Raw genomic sequence first — 23420 nt, forward strand, 5'->3', positions numbered from 1 at the left:
TCCGGGGCGGAAAGGGACGAGATGAGCGACAGCTGGAGCAAGCGCACCAAGGCCGTGCATGGTGGAATCCGCCGCAGTCAATACAAAGAGGTGAGCGAGGCGATCTTCCTGACACAGGGCTTCGTCTATGACACCGCCGAACAGGCCGAGGCGCGGTTCATCGAATCCGGGCCTGATGAGTTCATCTATGCCCGTTATGGCAACCCGACCGTCTCGATGTTCGAGCAGCGCATCGCTGCGCTGGAAGGGGCCGAAGACGCCTTCGCCACCGCCTCGGGCATGGCGGCGGTGAACGGGGCGCTGACCTCGATGCTCAAGGCCGGGGATCATGTGGTTTCGGCCAAGGCGCTGTTCGGGTCGTGCCTGTATATCCTGGAAAACATCCTTGGACGGTACGGGGTCGAGGTGACTTTCGTCGATGGCACCAATCTGGACCAGTGGAAGGCGGCGATCCGGCCCGACACCAAGGCGGTGTTCTTTGAATCCATGTCCAATCCGACGCTCGAGGTCATCGACATTCAGGCCGTGGCCGGGCTGGCCCACGCGGTCGGGGCCACGGTGATCGTGGACAACGTGTTCTCGACCCCGGTCTTTTCCAAGGCGATCGAGCAGGGTGCCGATGTGGTGGTCTATTCGGCGACCAAGCATATCGACGGGCAGGGGCGTGCGCTGGGCGGGGTGATCCTCGGCAGTCGCGAGTTCATCCGCGGCACGGTGGAGCCCTACCTGAAGCATACCGGCGGCGCGCTGAGCCCCTTCAACGCGTGGATCATGCTCAAGGGGCTGGAAACGTTGGCGCTGCGGGTCAATGCGCAGGCCGAGACGGCGCAGAAGCTGGCCGAGGCGCTGGAAGGCCATCCGTCGCTGGATCGGATCATGTATCCGGGTCTGAAATCTCATGCCCAAAACGCTCTGGTGCAGAGCCAGCTGGGGGGTAAGGGCGGTACGGTTCTGTCGCTGGACATCAAAGGGGGCAAGGACGCGGCTTTCCGGTTCCTGAACGCGCTGACGATCCCGGTGATCTCGAACAATCTGGGCGACGCCAAGTCCATCGCTACCCATCCAGCGACGACCACGCACCAGCGGCTGAGCGAAGCCCAGAAAGACGAATTGGGCATCACGCCCGGTTTGATCCGCTTTTCCGTAGGGCTCGAGGATGCCGACGATCTGCTGGCGGATATACGACAGGCATTGTCGGCTGCTGCGGACTAATGGCGCAATTGGGCGGGTGAACACATCGGCATCGGCGAAAGGCAGATCGGGACAAGGGCGCAATCCGTTCGGAAGCGGCGGTTTTAAGATGGTTTTTTCAATCCGGGCTGCTATCTCAACCGTATTGGGTTAGACTGAGGCTTTCGCCGTGGTCACAGATGACCTGACGACACACTGAGGATATGCAGCCGATGAACATTCATTCGCGCGACATTGACGAGAAACCTGATCGGGACGCGGCCGCCGAGGCTCTCAAGGTCCTGCGGAAATGGGCAAAAGGCGCAAGCTCGGCCGAGATTAGCCAGCTTGATCCGGCGGTGGCGCGCCTGGTGCCTGGGTTGATGCCGGAAAACTACCCTGCGATGTCGCGTGAATATCCCGACGACTTTAAGGTCGACGACGCCTACAAATCTGCCTTGCCCGACCTTCAGAACGGTCCGTCCAGCCTGATCCGTGGTGCCAAACAGCAGATCCAGCATGTGGGCATCTCGAATTTCCGCCTGCCGATCCGGTTCCACAGCAAGAACGGCCCTGACCTGACGCTGGAGACCTCGGTCACCGGCACCGTCAGCCTCGAGGCCGACAAAAAGGGCATCAACATGTCCCGGATCATGCGGTCCTTCTACAAACATTCCGAGCGTACGTTCAGTTTCGAGGTGATGGAGGCCGCGCTGAGCGATTACCTGACCGATCTCGACAGCTTCGACGCGCGGCTGCAGATGCGCTTTTCCTACCCCGAACGGGTCAAGAGCCTGCGGTCGGGGCTGGAGGGATATCAGTATTATGACATCGCGCTGGAATTGGTTGAACAGGGCGGGGTCCGTCAGAAGATCATGCATCTGGACTATGTCTATTCTTCGACATGCCCGTGTTCGCTGGAACTCAGCGAACACGCCCGATCGGTGCGGGGGCAGTTGGCAACGCCGCATTCGCAACGGTCGGTGGCGCGGATCTCGGTCGTGGTCGACAGTGACGCCGATTGCCTTTGGTTCGAGGACCTGATCGCCTTGTGCCGCCGGGCCGTGCCCACCGAAACCCAGGTGATGGTCAAGCGCGAGGATGAACAGGCCTTTGCCGAACTGAATGCCGCCAATCCGATTTTCGTCGAAGATGCCGCGCGTTTGTTTTGCGCTGAGCTTCTGGCCGATCACCATATCGGTGACTTCCGCGTGATCGCCAGCCACCAGGAAAGCCTGCACAGCCATGACGCGGTCTCGATCTTGACCGAAGGGCCGACTTTCGCCGCATCCAGCCTGGACCCGCGCCTGTTCTCGACGCTGTTCCACGTGGGATGATCGGCGCAAGCTGCTGAAAAAATGCGCAGGATCTGTCGGTTCAGCGCTTTTTCGCCGCATCGCAGCAAATTTTGCTGCACATGCGGCATTTATGCGATACGATTCTTGTGAATGCAGCATCGGCGCATCCGCACGGGTGGGTGTGCCATCCCGAAAGGAAGCCGAGACGTGCATCGCCTTGGACTGCACCCCGCGTCAGTTAGCCCGATGGTTCGGTGTGGCAAGGGTTTTGCCCCTCAGGTTTCCGGCTGCTTCGCATTTACAGGAGAGACATGTAATGAATCCGATTGCCCATCAGCTTGAGCTTCAAGCCGCTGCCATGCGCCTAGCGGGCCATGCCGTTGCCAGCCAGTTGAAACTTATGGAAATCGTAGCTCGTTCGGCATTCGAACTGCCCTTGGCGCCGTTTGGCGTGCCAAGTGCAGGGACGAAGGCGACCGCGGCCGCACCGGCCAAGCGCCCCGCCCCGAAGCCTGTTCGCAAAGCGAAACCCGCAGCTAGTCCCAAGTCTGCCGCCAAAGTGGCCAAGCCCAAGCTGGCAGCTAAAGCCACCGCAGCGCAGGCGAAGCCCGCCGCGAAGCCGGCACCCGCGCGAAAGGCGGCCAAGCCATCGGTGGTAGCGACGCCGAAAGCCGCTGCTTCAAAAGCCACGACTCCTGCCATCGCGCCGAAAACCGACGCCGGGGCCAAGGTTTCCGAGCGGAACGCAGCGCCCAAAAGTGCGGTCTCGGAACCGGCTCGGCCTCAAAAGGTTACCGCGAAACCGGCATCGAACGTTCAGCCGAACAAGGTGCCCGCGCCGGCAGAGGTCGCCGCCCCGACCAAGCCGGTTGCCGCGACCGCCAATCCTGCGCCGCGCCGGACCCGGGCGCCGTCCAAGCCGCCGGCGATGCCGGAGCCAAAGGTCACAACCACGGACTGATCTCTCTCCGCTTGCTTGACAGTTCCGGGCGGGCGCGCCAACCCTGCGCCTCATGATGGATCTTCGCCCTGTCGGATATGTGATTGGATTGCTGGTCGCCATTCTCGGGGCGACCATGGCTCTGCCCATGCTTGCCGACGTCATCGAAGGCCGTGGCGAATGGACCGTTTTCTTTGAAAGCGGCGTCATCACGATTCTGGCCGGGGTCGTTCTGGCAATGAGCTGCGCGAACGGCGTGGGTGAGGGGTTAACGATCCGCCAGACCTTTCTTCTGACCACGGCGGTTTGGGTCGCGCTGCCTGTGTTCGGCGCGATCCCCTTCATCTTCGGCGCGACCGAGCTGCGCTTCGTCGATGCCTATTTCGAGGCGATGTCCGGCCTGACCACCACCGGATCGACGGTCATTTCCGGGCTAGACGACCTGCCGCGCGGTTTGCTGCTGTGGCGTGGAATCCTGCAATGGCTGGGTGGGATCGGCATCATCGTCGTGGCCATGGTCTTCCTGCCCGAGCTCAAGGTCGGCGGTATGCAGATTTTCCGCTCGGAAGGGTTCGAGACCATGGGGAAGATCCTGCCCCGCGCGCAGGAGATCGCGGGCCAGATTTCCCTGATCTACGTCTTTCTGACCTTTGTCTGTGGCCTTGTTTATGCCGGGCTGGGGATGAGTTTCTTTGACGCGCTGGTACATGCGCTGACGACGATTTCGACCGGCGGATTTTCGAACTATGACGCGTCTTTTGGCACCTTTTCTGGGCCTGCAGAATATGCGGCATCCGTTTTCATGATCCTCGCGGCGCTGCCCTTCGTGCGCTACGTGCAATTCGTGAACGGCCGGACCACTTCCTTGTGGGAGGACAGTCAGATCCGCGTGTTCCTGGCCACGATCGCCGTGCTGGTGATGGTTATGGCGGTTTTCCTGACCTCGGTCTTTCCGCATCATTGGGAACAGGCGGTGCGCGAGTCGCTGTTCAACATCACCTCGATTATTTCCGGAACCGGCTATGCCAGCGTCGATTACATGGCCTGGGGCAGTTTTCCGATCATGATGTTCTTCATGATCGGGCTGATCGGCGGGTGTGCGGGCTCGACGGCCTGTTCGATCAAGGTGTTCCGGTATCAGTTGCTGTTTGCCTCGATCAAGGCGCAGATTCAGCGCATCCGGTCACCGCATGGGGTGTTCATCCCCAAATATGACGGCCGCCCGATCAGCCGCGACGTGCTGACCTCGGTCATGAGCTTTTTCATGTTCTTCGCACTGTCGCTGGGCGGGCTGTCGTGGGCACTGGCCCTGACCGGGTTGGATTTCATCACCGCCGTCTCGGGCGCGGCCACGGCTTTGGCCAATGTCGGCCCCGGTCTGGGCGATCAGATCGGCCCGGCCGGAAACTTTTCCGGGTTGAACGACACGGCCAAGTGGCTGCTGACCTTCGGCATGCTCACCGGGCGGCTGGAGTTGATGGCCGTCTATGTCCTGTTCACCATAAGGTTCTGGAGAGGCTGATGAAAAGACCGCTGGGCGCGCAGATTTCCCACATGCTCAGGGATCGGGGGGTCGAGGTCATCTTCGGCATCCCCGGCGTGCACAATCAGGAAATGTTTCGCGGGATCGAAGAGGCAGGTATTGCCCATGTCCTGGCCCGGCACGAACAGGGCGCGGGGTTCATGGCCGACGGTTACGCACGCGCCACGGGCAAGCCGAGCGTGGCCTATGTGATCACAGGGCCGGGCCTGTGCAATATCCTGACGCCGATGGGGCAGGGGTACACGGACTCGGTGCCGATGCTTGTTTTGTCCTCGTGCCTGGACGAGTCCCAAGCCCAGCGGGGCCAGTTGCACCAGATGAAGGATCAGCGCGCCGCTGCGGGCTGCGTGGCCGACTGGTCGTGCCAGGCCAACGACGCGCAAGCGGTTTATGGCCTGATCGAGCGCGCCTTCGAGGAATTCGCGCTTCAGCGTCCGCGTCCCAAGCATATCCAGGTGCCGATCGGCCGGCTCGAGGCCGAGGCCGATCCTGCGCCGTTTCCCAACCAGGACGCGCAACGGGTGCGCGCGCTGGCGCCCGACATCGCCCCGGTACTGTCGCTGCTGAACATCGCGCGCCGGCCTTTGTTCATTTTGGGAGGCGGAGCCCGGTCGAACCTGTGGCGCCAGATCCTGATCAATCTGGGCGCGGCCTGTTTCACCACCTATGCCGGGCGGGGGCTGGTCGGCACGGGATACGCGCTGGATTTCGGCTCCATGCTGCCGCGTCCGGGCAGCGCCGAGATCATCGGGTCCGCCGATCTGGTTATCGCGGTTGGGGCCGAGTTGGGAGAGGTGGATCTGTGGCGCGACGACCTGGGCCACAAGGCGACTCTGGTGCGGGTGGACCTTGACCCCGAGGTGCTGTCGGATCGCCACCGGGCCGCGGTCAAGCTGCAGGCCGATGCCGAGAGCTTTGCGCTGGCCCTGTGGGCGGCCACCGAAGCCGCCAAGCCCGCAACCGGCTGGAGCCCCGACGAGGTGGCCGAGGCGCGCGCGCGCTGGCGGGCCGAGGTCGATGCCGAGCGCCCGGGTATCGTGCCCGTGGCCGATGCCCTGCGCGCGGCGATGCCGGCCGACACGATGATCTATTCCGACATGACCCAGTTCGCCTATGCCGCGAAAGAGGTCTGGGACATGGCCTTTCCCCACCACTGGCATCATCCGACCGGGTTCGGCACCCTGGGCTATGCCCTGCCGGCGGGGATCGGTGGTGCGGTGGCGCGGCGCGGCAAGCCGACCGCCGTGATCGCGGGGGATTACGGTTTTCACTACACGATGCAGGAACTGGGCGTCGCAGTAGAGCTGGCTCTGTCGCTGCCGATCATCCTGTGGGACAACGGCAAGCTGAAAGAGATCGAGGACAGCATGGTCAGCAGCCAGATCGCCCCCAGCGCCGTGGTGGCGCGCAACCCCGATTTCTGCAAACTGGCCGAGGCATTCGGTGCCTTGTCAACGGCCCCTGCGTCACTGTCCGACATGCAGGATGCCGTGCGGACGGCCTTTGAGGCGCCGCGGCCCACGCTGATATATGTGACGCCCGAAATCCTGAACGGTTGATCGCAAAAGGCGCCGCATGGAACTGCGGCGCCCTCGGTCGGTTCACAAGGCCCGGATCAGTCCCAGCAATTCACAAGGACCGTCATACCGATTGCCCGGCGGTTAAGTTCGTCCGGCGAGACCTGTCCGGTTTCCTGCGCGGTTTGGGCCGTGGCACCTGCTTTTGACAGAAGGTCATGCAGGTGGTCGGCGGCGGCCGCCAGGCTGACATCGCGTGGCAGGGTGCGGCCTTCGGCCCGGGTGGGCAGCAACATGCCCACGACATTGCCGTGATCGTCAAAGACCGGCCCGCCGGCGTCCCCCGGTTGCGCCGCAAGGTTCAGGCGGGTCACGCCGGTTTCGCCGTTCAGCCCGCGGATGTCTGCGACCTTGCCAAAGGTCAGCGTCGGGGCACCCAGCGCGCCTTCGTAGGAATACCCGGCCACGGCTACTTCGGACTGCAGCCGCGGAGGTGCGTCGTTCAGGGCCGCCACGGCCATCGGCGCAAGATTGCGAGCCGGTCGCAGCACCGCCGCACCAAGATCCGGGTCGCTGTGGGCCAACTCCAGGTCCTGATCGTCATCCAGGGTGATGCGGCTGCAGTTCTGGACGGCCTCGGCTACGGTCAGGACCAGCCCGCTCGGGTCGGCAAAGAAGCCCGACCGTGACAGGCGCGGCTTGCGGATGCGCAGGCCCGACATCAGATCGACGCTCTGGCTGGCCGTTGCACCGGCGGACGATTCCAGCACCGCGTCGAGCCGGGCAAAGCTGGTGGTCATGGCGGCCAGAACGCGGGTGCGGCGGGCCTCGTCCCCCTCGGGCCAGACCAGGGTGAAACCCTTGATCCGGCCATCCTTCAACTCGGCCTGGGTATGGGACACGATCCCTTTGCCCCGACCTTCGATCGAGAAGCGGTTTCGACTGCTCTCGCGCGGGCCGTTCAGGGGGACGATTTCCAGCGACTGCATCACCTCGTAGAGGGCACGCAGGGTGTTGTTGTCGCCCTCTTGGCTGATCAACAGCACGCGGGCGTCCAGATCGCCCGTCGGGTTGAAATGGGCGAATGGAGCCTCGTACCGGTCAAAGGCCACGACACCCAGCGGCAGGTCCATCGAGATCCCGGCGCGGTCATCGACATGGCGCTGCATGCCAACGCTGATGAGCGGTGCGTTGTAGTCATCCATCAGCACCTTGCGCTGTGCGGTGGTCAGAACGCCGGTAGGCTCGAACCCGTTGAACCGCTGCCAGTCGGCCATCGACCGGCGGGTGCCCTGTCCGAATGCGCCGTCGATCGTGGCGTTGTAAAAGCCCGCGGCCTGCAGGGCGGTCTGCAGGTCTTTGCGCTCCTGCGCGCTCAGCCGCCGTTCGGACTGCAGAGCCTGGGCGCGGGTTTCGTCCGACGGTTGCTGGGTCAGGCTGGTCTGGGGCTGTTCGGGTTCGGGCTGGACGGGGGCCGTGATGGCGCCCCGGTTCAGGACATTCGCGCCGATGGGCCAGAACTGCTGTCCCAGCGCGGAGGAAAAGGTGATGAAACTGTCCGACGGGATCTGACGCTCGGCCCGATAGACGCGCAGTACCTGTTCGGCATCTGCACGAAGATAGGGGCCGATGACGATGGCGTACCAGCCGCTGTTCAGGCGAAACCCGTTCACGTCGGGTAGATCGCTGGCATAGGCCTGGGCGCGCTCCTGCGCCTCGCGCAGCGAGGGCTGCGCCTCGATCTGCACCCAGACGCCGGGGTCGGTGCCTTGCTGAGCGATCGCGGCCCGCAGACCGAAGGAAATCGTGAAAATAAATGCAACTAGAATACGTGTCATTTTCTGCCCGTTGGTGCGGTGTCTTGGTCAAGGAACAGGTTACGCGATTCACCAGGGCGAAAGCCATGGCCCGGCCACGGGGAATTTCCAGTGTGGCGGCACAGTGACAGCCAGCGGCCATTGGCCCGTTGACGCCCTTTGGCCCCTTGCATAGGAAGGGCCAAACCGACCGGAACCGGGCACATCCGCGCCCAAAGGGAATGTCATGACCGAACCGTCAAGCGCACCACGTTCATTTCAGGAAATCATCCTGCGGCTTCAAAACTACTGGGCCTCGAAGGGCTGCGCCATCCTGCAGCCCTACGACATGGAGGTCGGCGCCGGCACCTTCCACCCTGCAACCACATTGCGCGCACTTGGCGCCAAGCCCTGGGCTGCGGCCTATGTGCAGCCCTCGCGCCGCCCGACCGACGGCCGCTATGGCGAAAACCCCAACCGCCTGCAGCATTATTACCAGTACCAGGTGCTGATCAAACCCAGCCCGCCGGACCTTCAGGAGCTGTATCTGGGCAGCCTTCAGGCCATCGGCATCGACATGGACCTGCATGACATCCGATTTGTCGAGGATGACTGGGAAAGCCCCACCTTGGGCGCATGGGGCCTGGGCTGGGAGGTCTGGTGTGACGGGATGGAAGTCAGCCAGTTCACCTATTTCCAGCAGGTCGGCGGCCATGACTGCGCGCCGGTCTCAGGCGAATTGACCTATGGGCTGGAACGGCTGGCGATGTATGTGCTGGGCATCGATCACGTGATGGACATGCCCTTCAACGATCCACAATCGCCGATCCCGCTGACCTATGGCGACATCTTCAAGCAGACCGAGGAAGAATACGCCCGCTGGAATTTCGACGTGGCCAATACCGAGGTTCTGCTGCGCCATTTCGAAGAGGCCGAGGCCGAGTGCGCTGCGATCCTGAGCCAGGAGCATGCGGACCCCAAGACGGGCAAGCGCATCATCATGGCGCATCCCGCCTATGACCAGTGCATCAAGGCCAGCCACATCTTCAACCTTCTGGACGCGCGCGGCGTGATCTCGGTGACGGAACGGCAGGCCTATATCGGGCGGGTGCGGGCGCTGGCCAAGCAATGCGCCGATGCCTTCGTGCAGACCGAGGCGGCCGGGTACCAGGCCTGATGGGCCGCTCAGGCCAATCCCGGCAGCAGGGTCTTCAGGCCGTCCGCGATCATGCCGACCGCGATGGCCGACAGGATCATGCCCATCAGACGGCTCATGATGACGCGGGCGTTGTCCGACAGGCGCCGGCCGAGGGCCGCGGCATTCCAGAACGTGACCAGCAACAGCAGCGTCACGCCCAAAAACACCCCGGCATAAAGCATGGCATCGGCAACGTTGCTGACATGATGGGCAAACAGGATGACCGTGGTGATGGTGCCGGGCCCCACGAGAATGGGAAAGGTCAGCGGATAGAAGGCGACAGTCTCGGGCGCCGGGTAGGCCTGTTTTTCGCTGTCCGTCCCGTGATGCGCGCTGGTTTCGCCACCGTTCAGCATGTTCAGCCCGAACAGCAGAACCACCAGGCCGCCAGCGACCCGCAGATCATTGACGCTGATCCCGAACAGCCCCAGAATATGATTGCCGAGGATGGCGAAAAGACCCCCGAGAACAAGGCAGTACACGGCGGTCTTGACCGCAACCTTGCGCTGGTCGCCCAGGTCCAGGCCCTCGGTCACGGTCAGGAAAACGGGCAGGTTGGTGATCGGGTTCATGATCGCAAACAGCGCGCCGAAAAATCCGGTGGCCAGTGTCAGATCCATGCAAATAGCCTTACGATATCAGGTTCAGGTTCCGACACTGTCTCATTTTCGGACGACTTGAAAGACGCTGCGTGAACAGGAGGCGTGATCTATGACCGGAAAGCTGCTGGCAATTCTCATTGTGATCTGCGCGGTGATGGCGGGCGTGGCCATGTATTACCTGCAGGTCTACGGGTACTACTACACCGTCACGCCGACCCCCGGCCGGGATGTCGTTCTGACCGACCGGCAAAGCGGCGCGACGGTGCCCATTTCCTATGACGGGTTTCAAGCCATCGACGCCGACAGCTCTCCGATCCGGTACCGGGCCTGTTTCACGACGGATCTGACACCGGATCAACTGGCCCAGCAGTTCGAACCCGCCGAAAAGGCCGAGCCGCTGACGGCACCGGGCTGGTTCGACTGCTACGACGCCGAGGCGTTGGGAAAGGCGCTGGCAAGCGGTTCGGCCCGCGCGTTCATCGGCGTCAAGAATATCCACTATGGCGTGGACCGGGTGGTTGCGGTCACCCAGGACGGGCGCGGCTTTGCCTGGCACGTCCTGAACAACTGCGGCGAAAAGGCCTATGACGGCACCGTGGTCGGCGAGGAATGTCCGCCCCGCCCGGAAAGCTGAGCGGCAGGATGGGGTTCAACTTGGATATCCCAGGTTTCGTAACGGCAACACTGGGTTTTGCAGTCTACCTGATGGGCGCCGAGATCAACGCCCGCGCCGAGGTTCTGCGTCGGTTCAACATTCCCGAACCTGTGACCGGAGGCCTGCTGGCCTCACTGGTGGTTCTTGCGCTGTATTTGCTGTTCGGGATCGAACTGGAGTTCGACCTGACCACGCGGGATTTCCTGCTGGTGCTGTTCTTTGCCGGGATCGGCCTGAACGCCCGGCTGTCCGACTTGATCGCAGGCGGAAAGCCTCTGGTGCTGCTGCTGATCCTCACGCTGCTGACGATCGTGGCGCAGAACCTGATCGGCGCGGCGGGGGCGGCGGCCTTTGGCTATCCGGCGCAGTCCGGCGTTCTGTTCGGGTCGGCCGCCCTGATCGGCGGCCACGGCACCGCCATCGCTTGGGCGCCCGAGGTCGCGCAGGCCACCGGGCTTGAGGGCGCGACCGAGTTGGGGGTGGCCGTTGCGACCCTCGGGCTTGTTCTGGCCGCGCTGGTCGGTGGCCCCATCGCGCGTCTGTTGATCGAAGGGCGCGACTTGTCGCCAAACCGCCCGGACGAGGAACACACGATCGGCTTGCCCGACGAGCCGTCAGACGCTGCCGCGAAGATCGACCACCTGACGGTGATGCGGGTGCTGCTGTACCTGAACATGGCCATCATCGCGGGCTATGCTCTGTCCGAGGTGATCCTGGCCGCGGGTTTGAAACTGCCGTTGTTCGTGCCGTGCCTGATCATGGGCATCGTGATCGGCAACCTGCGTCCGCTGCTGGCCCCGCGCGCTGCGCCTGTGTCGCGCACGCCGTCGCTGGCGCTGATTTCGGAGTTTGCGCTGGGCGCGTTTCTGGCCATGTCGCTGATGAGCCTGCAGCTGTGGACCATCGCAGATTTGGGCCTGTCGATCGTGGTGATCATGACGGCGCAAACGTTGTTTGCAGTGGCTTTCGTGATCTGGGTTCTGTTCCCAGTCATGGGCGCCAACTACCGCGCGGCCGTGCTGGCGGCGGGGTTTGGCGGCTTCGCGCTGGGCGCGACACCGACCGCAATTGCCAATATGACCGCCGTAACCAAGCGATACGGGCCTTCGCCTATTGCCTTTATCGTGCTCCCCCTTGTATCCGCATTCTTCGTGGATATCGCCAATGCCATCGTCATCCAGACGATCGTCAATTTCTAAGGATCGAAAATGCCCGACCTGCTGATCGAACTGTTTTCCGAGGAAATCCCCGCGCGCATGCAGACCCGCGCCGGCGAGGATCTGAAAAAACGGATCACCGACGGTCTGGTAGAGGCCGGTCTGACCTATGCCCACGCCCACGCCCTGACCACGCCGCGCCGCCTGACGCTGGCGGTCGAGGGGCTGCTGGCCGAAAGCCCCACCATCCGCGAGGAGCGCAAGGGCCCCAAGGTTGGCGCGCCGGACAAGGCCATCGAAGGCTTCCTACGTGGCGCGGGGATCAGCCGCGACCAATTGGAAGAGCGCGAGACGCCCAAGGGCGCGGTCTATTTTGCCACCATCGAGAAATCGGGTCGCCCGGCGGCCGAGATCGTGGCCGAGGTTTTGGCCGACACGATCCGCAACTTCCCCTGGCCCAAGTCGATGCGCTGGGGCAGTTCCTCGCTGCGTTGGGTGCGCCCGCTGCATTCGATCCTGTGCATCCTCAGCGATGAAAGCGGTGCGCAGGTCGTGCCGATGGAGATCGACGGGATCACGGCTGGCGACACCACCGAGGGCCACCGCTTCATGGCGCCCGGCCGGTTTGCCGTGACCGGGTTCGAGGATTACGCCGCAAAGCTGAAGCGCGCCTTTGTCGTGCTGTCGCCCGAGGAACGGGCCGAGCACATCTGGAACGACGCACAGAACCTGGCCTTTGCTGCCGGTCTGGAGGTGGTCGAGGACAAGGGCCTGCTGGCCGAGGTGGCCGGGCTGGTCGAATGGCCGGTGGTGCTGATGGGGCAGATCGACGATGAATTCCTCGACCTGCCGCCCGAGGTGCTGCAGACCTCGATGAAAGAGCACCAGAAATTCTTCTCGGTCCGCAATCCCAAGACGGGGCGGATCGAGCGGTTCATCACCGTCGCCAACCGCGATACCAGCGACAATGGCGCGACCATTCTGGCCGGAAACCAGAAGGTGCTGTCGGCCCGTCTGGCCGATGCAAAATTCTTTTGGGAAAATGATCTGCGCGTTGCCAAGGCAGACATCACGCAATGGACCCGCGCGCTTGAGAACGTGACCTTCCACAACAAGCTGGGCACCCAGGCCCAGCGGATCGACCGCATTGCCGCGCTGGCCCGCGAACTGGCCCCGGTGACGGGTGCCGACCCGGATCAGGCTGAAAAGGCCGCGCGGCTGGCCAAGGCCGATCTGAGTTCTGAAATGGTGTATGAATTCCCCGAACTTCAGGGGCTTATGGGCCGCTATTACATCGCGTCCGCCGGTGAAGACGCCGCCGTGGCCGCCGTGGCGCAGGAGCATTACTCGCCGCTGGGCCCGTCGGATGATGTTCCGGCGGCACCGCTGTCGATGACCGTGGCGCTGGCTGACAAGCTGGACACGCTGACCGGGTTCTGGGCGATTAATGAAAAGCCCACCGGCTCGAAAGACCCGTTCGCGCTGCGCCGCGCGGCGCTGGGGGTGATCCGGTTGATCCTAGAGAACGATCTGAGGCTGGATTTGAAAGAGGCCTGTGTCTGGGCCTACTTCCCGCACGCTCTCAAGCGTGACACCTCGGCCGGTGAAACCGTCGAGGAAAAGCGCGCGGAATACGCTCGGATCATGGGAGTCGAGGTCGACAAACTGCATGATCTGGGGATCGAGGCATTGGCGTCGATGATTGCCGAGCGTGGAATTCTCGGTACGTTGTGGGACACGCTGAATGACCGGAACTCCAGCTTTCGCGAAGATGCGGTGATCCTGGAAGATTTGCTTACCTTCGTCCACGACCGGCTCAAGGTCTTTCTGCGTGACGAAGGCATACGCCACGACGTGATCGACGCCTGTATCGCGATGGACGGGAATGATGACATCAACCTGTTGGTCAAACGCGCCCGCGCGTTGAATGTGGTGATCGCGACCGAGGATGGAGAGAATCTCGTGCAGGGATTCAAACGCGCCAACAACATCCTGACCCAGGCCGAGGAAAAGGACGGCGTGGAATATTCCTTCGGGGCCGATCCGAAATTTGCTGAAACCGACAGCGAAAAGGCCCTGTTCACCGCGCTGGAGGAGGCGCAGGCCAAGATCGCGCCGGCACTCGAGGCCGAGGATTTCCCGGCGGCGATGGCAGCGATGGCCGCGCTGCGCGGGCCAATCGACGCATTCTTCGAGGACGTTCAGGTCAATTCCGACAATGCCGTGCTGCGCCGCAACCGCTTGAACCTTCTCAGCCAGATCCGCCAGATCTGTTCCAGCGTCGCGGACCTGACGAAGATCGAAGGCTGAGGCCCACGGGCGCGCCGCGGCGCGCCCACTCGGCCCTTGCGCGACCGGCGCAGGCGCTTATGCTGCGGAGAAACCAAAAGGTGCCGCAGTGCAGAATAATCCACATACAACGCTTGTCACACCCGATGCGCCCATCGCCGCGAATACGCATGGCGGGCGGGCGAAATGCCTGCAACGCTTGGTGCGGTTGAACCTGCCAGTGCCGCGCACCGTGGCGCTGTCTTTCGACGCCGTCCAGCGGATCGCCGATGGCGAGGTGCCCGACATCGAGGCGGTGCTGGAACAATTCGATGCTTCGGCGCTGCTGTGCGTCCGGCCCAGTTCTGAGGACCCCGATTGGGGTGGGCCGGGCGCGGTGTTGAACATCGGCATGAACGACGCGCGCTATGTCGAGCTGTCCGACAAGATGGGGGCCGAGGCCGCCGCCGCCCTGTATCTGCGGTTCGTGCAAAGCTATGCGATCCACGTCGCTCGGCTGGATCCGGATGTGTTCGACGATATCGAGGGCGACGGCCGCAGCGGGCTGCGCCAGACCCTGCGCGCCTACGAGGACGAGACCGACGAGGAGTTCCCACAGGACCGTGGCGAGCAGCTGATCGGGGTGCTGCGCTCGATGGCGCGGGCGTGGGACGGAACGTCGGCACGATTGCTGCGTCAGGCCAAGGGGGCGCCGGCCGATGCCGGGCTGGGTCTGGTGATCCAGGAGATGATTCCGGGCGTCGGGCAGGGCGAGTGCGGCTCGGGTGTTCTGCAACTGGTCGACCCCACGACGGGTCTGCCGCAGATCACGGGCCGCTATCTGAGCCAGAGCCAGGGCCGCGACGCGCTGGGCGAAGGCGTTTCCGCACTTTATCTTGAAAAAGACCCCCGCGGACCGTCGCTCGAGGATGTGGCGCCGCAAGCCTTTGCCGACCTCAAGGCACATGCCGCGTTGATGCGCAAAAAGCTGCGCGAGGAAATGCAGGTTGAATTCGTGATCGAGAACGGCAAGGTGCATATTCTGGACGGCGTGCGCGTACCGCGCAGCGCCCGCGCCGCGATGCGCATCGCCGTTCGGTTGGCTGAAGACGGAATCATCCCGCCGCAAGAGGCGGTGATGCGGATCGATCCGCATTCTCTTAACGAGTTGCTGCACCGGCAGGTCCATCCCGAGGCCAAGCGTGACGTGCTCACTACCGGCATCGGGGCCAGCCCGGGGGCGGCCAGTGGGCGGATCGTGTTCACCTCGGCCGAAGCGCAGGCCAGCGCCGCGCGTGGCGAGCCCTGCATCCTTGTGCGCCGCGAAACCTCGCCCGAGGATGTGCGGGGCATGCATGCGGCCGTGGCCGTTTTGACCGAAAAGGGCGGGATGACCAGCCACGCCGCCGTGATTGGCCGCGGTCTGGGGCTGCCCTGTATTGTCGGGGCGTCCGAGATGCGGTTCCAGACCAAGAAGAAACATCTGGTGGCACCGGACGGTCGCGTGTTCAAGACCGGCGACACTCTGACTATCGACGGCACGTCCGGGCAGGTACTGGCGGGTGAGCCGGCAATGCTCGAGGCGGCGCTGGACGACTGTTTCCAGACCCTGATGGGCTGGGCCGATGCTGAACGCGACATCGCCATTCGCGCCAATGCCGACACGCCCGCCGATGCGCAGGTCGCGCGCCGGTTCCAGGCCGAGGGGATCGGCCTGTGCCGGACCGAGCACATGTTCTTCGACCCCGGTCGCCTGATCGTGATGCGCGAGATGATTTTCGCCGAGACCCCTGCCGGTCGCGCGGCGGTGCTTGCGCGGCTGTTGCCTATGCAACGCGCGGATTTCGTACAGCTTTTCGAAATCATGGAAGGGCAGCCCGTCTGCATCCGCCTGTTCGACCCACCGCTGCACGAATTCCTGCCCACGACCCGCAGCGGCCAGCGTGAACTGGCCGAGGCGCTGGACCTGCCGGTTTCGGATGTTGAGCGCCGGGTCGAGGCGATGAGCGAATACAACCCCATGCTGGGCCTGCGCGGCGTCCGCCTTGGCGTGACGGTGCCCGAAATCTATGACATGCAGGCCCGCGCGATTTTCGAGGCGACGCTCGAGGCCAGCAAGAACGGCGCCCCGGTGGTTCCCGAGGTGATGATCCCGCTGGTGTCGGCCAAGCGCGAGGTCGAGCTGGTCAAGGCCCGCATCGACTCGGTGGCCGCAGCCGTCGCGGCCGAGCGGGGGCAGGATTTTGAGTACCGCCTGGGCGTGATGGTCGAAACGCCGCGCGCCTGCCTGCGCGCGGAAGAGATCGCGCCGCATGTGTCGTTCCTGAGCTTTGGCACCAACGACCTGACACAAATGACCTATGGTTTGTCGCGGGACGATGCCGGACGGTTCATGTCGGCCTATGTCCGGCAGGGCGTATTTTCAGAGGATCCGTTTCATGTTCTGGATGCCGACGGGGTGGGGGAGCTGCTGAAGCTGGGCTCGGAACGCGGGCGTGCGGCCCGGCCGGATGTTACGCTTTCGGTTTGCGGTGAACATGGCGGTAACCCCGAATCAATCGCCCTGTGCCGGGACCTTGGGTTCGACTATGTGTCCTGTTCTCCGTTCCGGGTTCCGGTCGCTCGGCTGGCTTCCGCTCAATTGGCGATTGCGTCAAAACTTGGGGGTTGACCTGCCCTCCGAGCCCTAAGAATAGTGGGCTTGGGGTGGACCTGTGGCCAATTTTTTTGGCCCGACGGGCAAGATTTCTCTTGCCGAATCCTCAAAACTGGACGTTTCGCCCCGTCTGGGGTAAACCCCCCTCGCGCCCGCCGGGGGAGGGTATGGCGCGCGAAGTGCCTGTGCGAGGTTATCTGATGATACGTTACATACTGGCTGTTGCCATTGCGGCGGCAACCGTGCTGCCGAGTGCGTCCGTCGCCGAGAGAGAGACCACCGATTCCGCCAAGCGTGAACTGGTGTCCCGCAACGAGCTGCCGGGGCAAGGCTTCCGTGATTACCTGAAGCTTTTCCAACCACGCAAAGAGGTCAAGCCGGTTGAGGTTACCTACTCGAAAGGATGGCTCGATCAATTGCCCAAGGCGGCCGGCGGAGAGGACTGGAAATGCTTGGCCGAAGCTCTGTATTTCGAAGCGCGCGGTGAAAGCGTCCGCGGCCAGTTCGCGGTTGCCGAGGTGATTCTGAACCGGGTTGAAAGCAGCCGCTTCCCCAATTCGGTTTGCGGAGTGATCCGTCAGGGTACCGGCAAGAAGTATCAGTGCCAATTTACCTATACCTGCGACGGCCGCAAAGAGGTGATCCGTGAAAAGAAGGCCTATGAGCGTGTTGCCAAGGTGGCGCGTCTGGCCATGGATGGGGTTGGTAAACCGCTCACTTCGGGCGCAACGCACTATCACACCAAGGCTGTTCGCCCGTCATGGGCGCGGGTCTACAAAGAGACCGCGAGGATCGGTGTGCACATCTTTTATCGCCACAACTACCGGACAGCGAGCAACTAGCGCGAATTGACGCACCCGCGCTGTACGCTTGATGGCGCGGGGGTGAAGGCAGGCTATGTTGCGGGAAAGGAGACCCGTGATGAAACCAAGCCGCCGAGACCTATTGAAATCTGCTGCAGCCTTCGCGGCTTATCCGACGTTTGCCCAAGCTGCTCCGCCGACCCTGCAAGCGCGCGAGGGAACGCAGTTGATCGCGCCCGAGGGTTACCCACAGACTGGTGTTTGGGGCTATGGCGGTCGGGTACCAGGCCTGCCGATACAGGTGAAACAGGGTGCGCGGGTCCAGCGCCGTCTGGTGAATGATCTGCCGCAGGCCACCTCGGTGCATTGGCACGGTATCCGCATTGCCAACGACATGGACGGTGTGCCCGGGCTGACGCAGGATGCGGTGCCGGCGGGCGGCGTTTTCGACTATGAATTCGTCGCGCCGGACGCGGGCACCTTTTGGTACCACGCCCACAATAAATCGGTCGAGCAGGTGGCGCGCGGGCTCTATGGCCCCTTGATCGTCGAAGAGCCCCAGGCGCCGGATGTCGATCAGGATCTGACCCTGATGCTGGACGACTGGCGGCTCGACCCCGAAACCGCGCAGATCACCGGTGATTTCGAAAATGGGCACGACCTCAGCCATGCCGGACGCCTTGGCAACCTTGTGACGGTCAATGGACGTTTCGACCCCTCCTATACCGTCAAGCGCCACGAACGCCTACGGTTGCGCCTGATCAACGCCGCGAACGCCCGCATTTTCGATCTGGGCCTTGATGGTTTGGCGGGGTGGATCGTCGCGCTGGACGGCATGCCGGTGTCGGATCCGATCGCGATCGAAGACACATTCCCGCTGGCGCCCGCGCAGAGGGCGGACCTGATCGTCGACGTCGTGGCCGAAGATGGCAGCGCGGCCGGCCTGTTCAGCCGGGAACGCGACGGCGCCTTTGGCGTCGTGCGCCTGGACGTTTCGGGGCAGGCCGCGTCGGTGCCCCGCAAAAGTGTTCAGCCGCTGCCGCCAAATCCTTTGCCCGAGATCAGGGGGCTGGATGGCGTTCCGCGTCACCGCATGACACTGCAGGGCGGGGCCATGCGCTGGTTGGATAGTGCCCGGCTGGGCGATACGGAATTGTCTGGCCGCGAACTGGCGCAGTTGGGCCGGTTCTGGGCGTTGAACGGTTATGCCGAACGCTCCGACGACCCGTTTCTGGATGCGTCCCTTGGCAGCCTTCACCGGATCGCCTTTGTCAACGAAACCGCCTTTCCGCACGCCATGCACTTGCACGGCCACCATTTTCGTCTGGTCTTGCCGGACGGAAGTCTTGGCCCGTGGCGTGACACGGTTCTGGTCGAACGCGGCGAGACTCGCGAGATCGCGCTGGTCACCGACAACCCGGGCAACTGGTTGCTGCATTGTCACATGCTGGGCCATGCCGCGTCTGGTATGATGAGCTGGTACCGCGTCACCTGACGCCGCTTTCGGCGGCTGGAATGGCGTTTGTTTGAGTGCTATAGCCGCACCCAACGAATAATTTGGGCAAACCTGTCCAAGCTGCCCGAAAAGGCCTGTGCCATGAGCTCTGAAATCCGCCTTGCCTTTGCGCATCCGTCCGAACGGTCCGAGGCGACCGCGCCACGCGGACCGCTGGATCGCATTTCCCTGCGCGATCACATCGTCGAGGTTGAGATCGGCGCCTTTCAGGCCGAGCGGGGCACCACCCAGCGTATCTGCTTCAACATCGTGGTCGAGGTGCGCCCGCTGACCGAGCAGATCGACGATGACGTCGACCGCATCCTGTCCTACGACCGGGTGACCGAGGCCATCGCCTACGAATTGGCGGCTGAGCGTCTGAACCTTCTGGAAACGCTGGCCGAACGGATCGCCGAGCGGATTCTGCTTGAACCTCAGGCGGTAAGAGCTTTTGTTCGAATCGAAAAATTGGATCGGGGCCCCGGCGCTTTGGGGGTCGAGATCGTGCGTGGCAAGGATGCCGTCCACCACGATGTCATCGAGGAAGAGCGTCCCCATCCCAGGCTGGTCTTTCTGTCGAACGCAGCGATTGAGTCCGACAATTTGTCGGGCTGGATCGACCAGTTGGAGAGCCGGCAGCGGCCGCTGATCCTGTGCGTCGGCGCGTCCGATCTGCCAGTGCCGCAGACCGGCCACGCCATGACCCAGCGCCGGATCGACCTGCTGGCGATCGAGCAGAACGCCTGGGTGCTGGCAGCGCGCGACCCGCGCTGTGTCGTCGTGTCGACCCGGACCGAGCTGAACTGGGCCATGAAGAACGGCCAGATCTGTGTCTGGGCACCGTCCAAGATCGTGCTGGATGCGGTCGATGGGCCTTCGGCGGCACCGTCCGATGCGGTGGCCTTGGCGGCCTGGTTCGCCGCCACTTTCGAAGCCAGCGAAATGCTGGTCATCGGTGGGCAACTGCCCGAGGCGCCCAAGACACCGCTGCGGGCGGTCCCGGTGGAGCAGGCGCAACTGTGACCAGTTACTATCGCCCACTGGTGCAACACGGGCCTGTGCGCCCGGACGGGGCCTCGCCGCTGGCGGGGCAGGGCTTGTGGTTCACCCATGCCGAATGCCTGCGGCGTGACGCGGCACCCCGGATCGTTGCAGCCGCCGACATCCCTAAAACGTGGCTCGACCGACTGACGCAACCGCGCGCCGCGATTGCCGGGCTGGATATGACGCAGCCGCAGATCATGGGCATCCTGAACGCCACGCCCGACAGCTTTTCCGACGGTGGCAAGCACAACACGCCTGATGCCGCGCGGGCGGCGGCCCGGGATATGGTCGCGCACGGAGCAACCATTCTGGACATCGGCGGTGAATCCACCCGCCCCGGTGCGGATTTCGTGCCCGAGGACGAAGAGATCGCCCGTACCCAGCCCTTGATCCGCGCGATCCGGGCTGAGACACCGGCGCTGATTTCGATCGACACGCGCAAATCCGCCGTGGCCAGGGCTGCGGTCAAGGCCGGTGCGGGGCTGATCAACGACGTTTCGGGCTTTACCTTCGATCCTGCACTTGGCGCTTTCTGCGCCGAGATCGATGCGTCGGTCTGCGTAATGCACATGCAGGGCGACCCGGCCACGATGCAGGACAACCCGACCTATGACGACGTTCTGCTGGACGTATACGATTTCCTGTCCGGGCAGGTGGCCTGGCTGGAAGGCCTCGGGCTGGATCGGGGCCGGATCATCGTTGATCCGGGTATCGGGTTCGGAAAGACCGAGGAACACAACCTGACCTTGCTGCGCAATCTCAGCCTGTTTCACGGGTTGGGCTGCCCGATCCTGCTGGGCGTGTCACGCAAAGGCTTCATCGGCCGGATCGGCAAGGAACCGCGCAAGGATGCCCGCGCACCGGGATCAATCGCCGTGGCGTTGGCTGGATTGTCGCAAGGTGTACAGATCATCAGGGTACATGACGTGGCCGAGACCGCTCAGGCCTTGCGCCTGTGGGCCGCTGTCCGGTAATCGGGTCGCAGTCAGGACCAACCGGAGAAAGCAGGAATGCGCAAGCTGTTCGGAACCGACGGGGTGCGGGGCACCGCCAACACCTATCCGATGACGGCCGAGATGGCGTTGCGGATCGGCGCGGCCGCGGGGCGCTACTTCCGCCGGGATGGCTCGGGCGTTCACCGGGTGGTGATCGGCAAGGACACGCGCCTGTCGGGCTATATGCTGGAAAGTGCGCTGACGGCGGGTCTGACATCGACCGGCATGAACGTGCTGCTATTGGGGCCGGTGCCGACACCGGCGGTCGGGCTGATGACCCGGTCGATGCGGGCCGATCTGGGTGTGATGATCTCGGCCAGCCACAACCCGGCCGAGGACAACGGGATCAAGTTCTTCGGCCCAGATGGGTTCAAACTGTCCGACCAGGCCGAGCTGGAGATCGAACAGCTTATCGAAGCCGGTGTCAAACCCGCGCGGGCGCAGAATATCGGGCGCGCCCGGCGTGTCGATGACGCGCGCTTCCGCTATGGCGAGCGGGTCAAGTCATCTCTGCCGCGCGATCTGCGGCTGGACGGTCTGAAGGTGGTGATTGACTGTGCCAACGGGGCCGCACACCGCACCGCGCCCGAGGTGCTGTGGGAATTGGGGGCCGAGGTGATCCCGGTGGGAACGGCGCCCAACGGCACGAACATCAATCTGGGCTGCGGCTCGACCCAGCCGCGCGTGGCGGCCGAGGCCGTTGTGGCGCATGGGGCGGATGTGGGCATCTGCCTCGACGGTGATGCCGACCGGGTGGTGATCGTGGATGAGACCGGACAGGTCGCCGATGGTGATCAGCTCATGGCCCTTCTGGCCACCGCCTGGGCCACTTCCGAACGGTTGAAAGGCGGCGCTCTTGTTGCGACCGTCATGTCGAACCTGGGTCTGGAGCGGTTCCTGGGCGCGCGCGGGCTGCGGCTGGAACGGACGGCGGTCGGTGACCGCTATGTGGTCGAGCGTATGCGGGAAGGCGGGTTCAACCTTGGCGGCGAGCAATCCGGCCACATCGTCATGAGCGACTATGCCACCACCGGTGATGGCCTGATGGCGGGGCTGCATTTCCTGGCCGAGATGGTCATTTCCGGACGCAAAGCCTCGGATCTGGCGCAGCAGTTCGAGACCGTGCCGCAACTGTTGAAGAACGTGCGCTATGGCGAGGGGCAGGCCCCGCTGGAAACGGACACGGTCAAGGCCGCGATCGCCGAAGCCGAGGCGCGGCTGAACGGGCAAGGGCGGCTGCTGATCCGCAAGTCGGGTACCGAGCCGTTGATCCGTGTGATGGCGGAATGCGAGGATGACGCCCTTTTGGCGCAGGTGGTCGATGGGATCGTGGCCGAGGTCGAAGCTGCAGCGCGTCAGTAGCCAAAGAGCAATTTGCGCAGGCTGAACCATTGGCTGATCGCCATTCCGGTCAGGATCAGCGCCAACGCGATGTAGAACCGCAACGGCAGCGCCTCGGACAGGATCCACGCGCCGAAGATCATGGACCAGACCGGCACCTGATAGTTCACCAGCGTCATGAAGACCGACCCGGCGCTGCGAATGATCGACACCCGCATCAGGGTGGCAAAGGCCGTGGGCACAAGCCCCAGTACGATCAGCGCAAGAGTTGGGCGCAAGCCCTGCGGGGCGGGCACGCCCTCGGTCGCCATCATGATCGGCAGCAGGATCACTGCGCCCACCGCCAATGTCAGCGCGGCCAGAACCACCGGGTCAATCGGCGGGCAGCGCCGGGTCAGGATCGACGCCACGGAATAGCAGAATGCCGCCCCGATGCAGGCCAGCTGTGCCAGCGGTTCGGCCCCGCTGCCTAGTTGCGCCAGCCCTGGGCCGATGAGCGTCAGCGCTCCGGTGAATCCCAGCGATACCCCCACGAACCGGCGTGCGTTCAGGGGTTCATCCGAAAAGAAATGCGCTAGCGGCAGCACCATCAGCGGAATTGCCGCCATGGACAGCCCGGCAAAAGCCGAAGGCACATATTGCTGCCCCCAGCTGAGCAGCACGAAAGGCAGCGCGGTGGACAGGATGCCGATCAGGATTACCGACCACGCCAGACTTGGTGTCAGGCTGGGGATGCGCCGCCCGGCCAGCCCCATCAAAGCCAGAAGCATCACCGCCCCCAGAGTCGTCCGCGCCGTGGCCACCGTGATCGGGCCATAGCCTTCCAACGCCATCGCGACAACCATGAAGGTGCCGCCCCAGATCAGGCCCAGGGCAATGACGCCGCTCCAGTCGCGTATGTCGGGTTGATGCACCATCGCTGGCCGTTCATCCGTTGTGCAT

18 protein-coding genes are annotated in these 23420 nt (G+C 63.6%); 15 read left to right on the plus strand and 3 right to left on the minus strand.

Features of this window, described 5'->3' with window-relative positions; translation table 11 throughout:
• Window positions 1-21 precede the first annotated feature (21 nt).
• From metZ to AC2FMD_RS05245, 5 genes are all read left to right on the plus strand, one after another.
• The gene (gene metZ, locus AC2FMD_RS05225) at window positions 22-1212 is read left to right on the plus strand and encodes an O-succinylhomoserine sulfhydrylase (protein ID WP_496794766.1); all 1191 of its coding nucleotides are present in this window, start codon (window positions 22-24) and stop codon (window positions 1210-1212) included.
• 191 nt (window positions 1213-1403) lie between these two features.
• Window positions 1404-2507: a GTP cyclohydrolase FolE2 gene (folE2, locus tag AC2FMD_RS05230; protein WP_496742332.1), complete on the plus strand. Its 1104-nt coding sequence runs from the start codon at window positions 1404-1406 to the stop codon at window positions 2505-2507.
• A gap of 277 nt (window positions 2508-2784) precedes the next feature.
• Window positions 2785-3429 carry a hypothetical protein gene (locus tag AC2FMD_RS05235; protein WP_496712804.1) on the plus strand — a complete coding sequence of 215 codons (645 nt, stop codon included), beginning with the start codon at window positions 2785-2787 and terminating at the stop codon, window positions 3427-3429.
• Window positions 3430-3481: 52 nt separating this feature from the next.
• A complete protein-coding gene (locus tag AC2FMD_RS05240; RefSeq protein ID WP_496742330.1) occupies window positions 3482-4930 on the plus strand; it encodes a TrkH family potassium uptake protein in 1449 nt (482 codons plus the stop codon).
• Window positions 4930-6510: a thiamine pyrophosphate-binding protein gene (locus AC2FMD_RS05245; protein WP_496794767.1), complete on the plus strand. Its 1581-nt coding sequence runs from the start codon at window positions 4930-4932 to the stop codon at window positions 6508-6510. The genes AC2FMD_RS05240 and AC2FMD_RS05245 overlap by 1 nt, the downstream gene beginning before the upstream one ends.
• Window positions 6511-6566: 56 nt before the next feature.
• On the opposite strand, the gene AC2FMD_RS05250 is transcribed toward AC2FMD_RS05245, so the two are convergent.
• Entirely contained in the window at window positions 6567-8306 is a 1740-nt protein-coding gene (locus tag AC2FMD_RS05250) for a serine protease (protein WP_496794768.1), read from the minus strand.
• A 205-nt stretch (window positions 8307-8511) separates the two neighbouring features.
• Here AC2FMD_RS05250 and AC2FMD_RS05255 point away from each other — a divergent pair, with 205 nt between their 5' ends.
• Complete coding sequence (locus AC2FMD_RS05255; RefSeq protein ID WP_496682224.1) at window positions 8512-9441, plus strand: glycine--tRNA ligase subunit alpha; 930 nt, start codon at window positions 8512-8514, stop codon at window positions 9439-9441.
• Between the two features lie 8 nt (window positions 9442-9449).
• Here AC2FMD_RS05255 and AC2FMD_RS05260 read toward each other — a convergent pair whose 3' ends face one another.
• The gene (locus AC2FMD_RS05260) at window positions 9450-10082 is read right to left on the minus strand and encodes a MarC family protein (protein WP_496688844.1); all 633 of its coding nucleotides are present in this window, start codon (window positions 10080-10082) and stop codon (window positions 9450-9452) included.
• A 91-nt stretch (window positions 10083-10173) separates the two neighbouring features.
• Between AC2FMD_RS05260 and AC2FMD_RS05265 the strand changes: the two genes are divergently transcribed.
• The 9 genes from AC2FMD_RS05265 (at window position 10174) to glmM (ending at window position 22499) form a co-directional block, all read left to right on the plus strand.
• Window positions 10174-10698: a DUF6446 family protein gene (locus AC2FMD_RS05265; RefSeq protein WP_496682218.1), complete on the plus strand. Its 525-nt coding sequence runs from the start codon at window positions 10174-10176 to the stop codon at window positions 10696-10698.
• Window positions 10699-10706: 8 nt separating this feature from the next.
• Window positions 10707-11918: a sodium/glutamate symporter gene (gene gltS / locus AC2FMD_RS05270; RefSeq protein ID WP_496712825.1), complete on the plus strand. Its 1212-nt coding sequence runs from the start codon at window positions 10707-10709 to the stop codon at window positions 11916-11918.
• Window positions 11919-11927: 9 nt separating this feature from the next.
• Window positions 11928-14186: a glycine--tRNA ligase subunit beta gene (gene glyS / locus AC2FMD_RS05275; protein ID WP_496794769.1), complete on the plus strand. Its 2259-nt coding sequence runs from the start codon at window positions 11928-11930 to the stop codon at window positions 14184-14186.
• 88 nt (window positions 14187-14274) lie between these two features.
• On the plus strand, window positions 14275-16815 hold the full coding sequence (locus AC2FMD_RS05280; RefSeq protein ID WP_496742327.1) for a putative PEP-binding protein: 2541 nt from the start codon (window positions 14275-14277) through the stop codon (window positions 16813-16815).
• Between the two features lie 152 nt (window positions 16816-16967).
• Window positions 16968-17642 carry a cell wall hydrolase gene (locus AC2FMD_RS05285; protein WP_496682209.1) on the plus strand — a complete coding sequence of 225 codons (675 nt, stop codon included), beginning with the start codon at window positions 16968-16970 and terminating at the stop codon, window positions 17640-17642.
• 79 nt (window positions 17643-17721) lie between these two features.
• Window positions 17722-19098, plus strand: coding sequence for a multicopper oxidase family protein (locus AC2FMD_RS05290; protein ID WP_496794770.1), 1377 nt, complete (start codon window positions 17722-17724; stop codon window positions 19096-19098).
• A 102-nt stretch (window positions 19099-19200) separates the two neighbouring features.
• Window positions 19201-20121 carry a dihydroneopterin aldolase gene (locus tag AC2FMD_RS05295; RefSeq protein WP_496682204.1) on the plus strand — a complete coding sequence of 307 codons (921 nt, stop codon included), beginning with the start codon at window positions 19201-19203 and terminating at the stop codon, window positions 20119-20121.
• On the plus strand, window positions 20118-21116 hold the full coding sequence (gene folP / locus AC2FMD_RS05300) for a dihydropteroate synthase (RefSeq protein ID WP_496794771.1): 999 nt from the start codon (window positions 20118-20120) through the stop codon (window positions 21114-21116). Before AC2FMD_RS05295 ends, folP begins: the two co-directional genes overlap by 4 nt.
• Window positions 21117-21152: 36 nt before the next feature.
• Complete coding sequence (gene glmM / locus AC2FMD_RS05305) at window positions 21153-22499, plus strand: phosphoglucosamine mutase (protein WP_496712819.1); 1347 nt, start codon at window positions 21153-21155, stop codon at window positions 22497-22499.
• Here the strand turns inward: glmM and AC2FMD_RS05310 are convergent.
• On the minus strand, window positions 22493-23395 hold the full coding sequence (locus AC2FMD_RS05310) for a DMT family transporter (protein ID WP_496742325.1): 903 nt from the start codon (window positions 23393-23395) through the stop codon (window positions 22493-22495). The two genes, glmM and AC2FMD_RS05310, sit on opposite strands and share 7 nt — an antisense overlap.
• Window positions 23396-23420: the final 25 nt, after the last annotated feature.

This window comes from Ruegeria sp. BHSC276 (assembly GCF_059612945.1).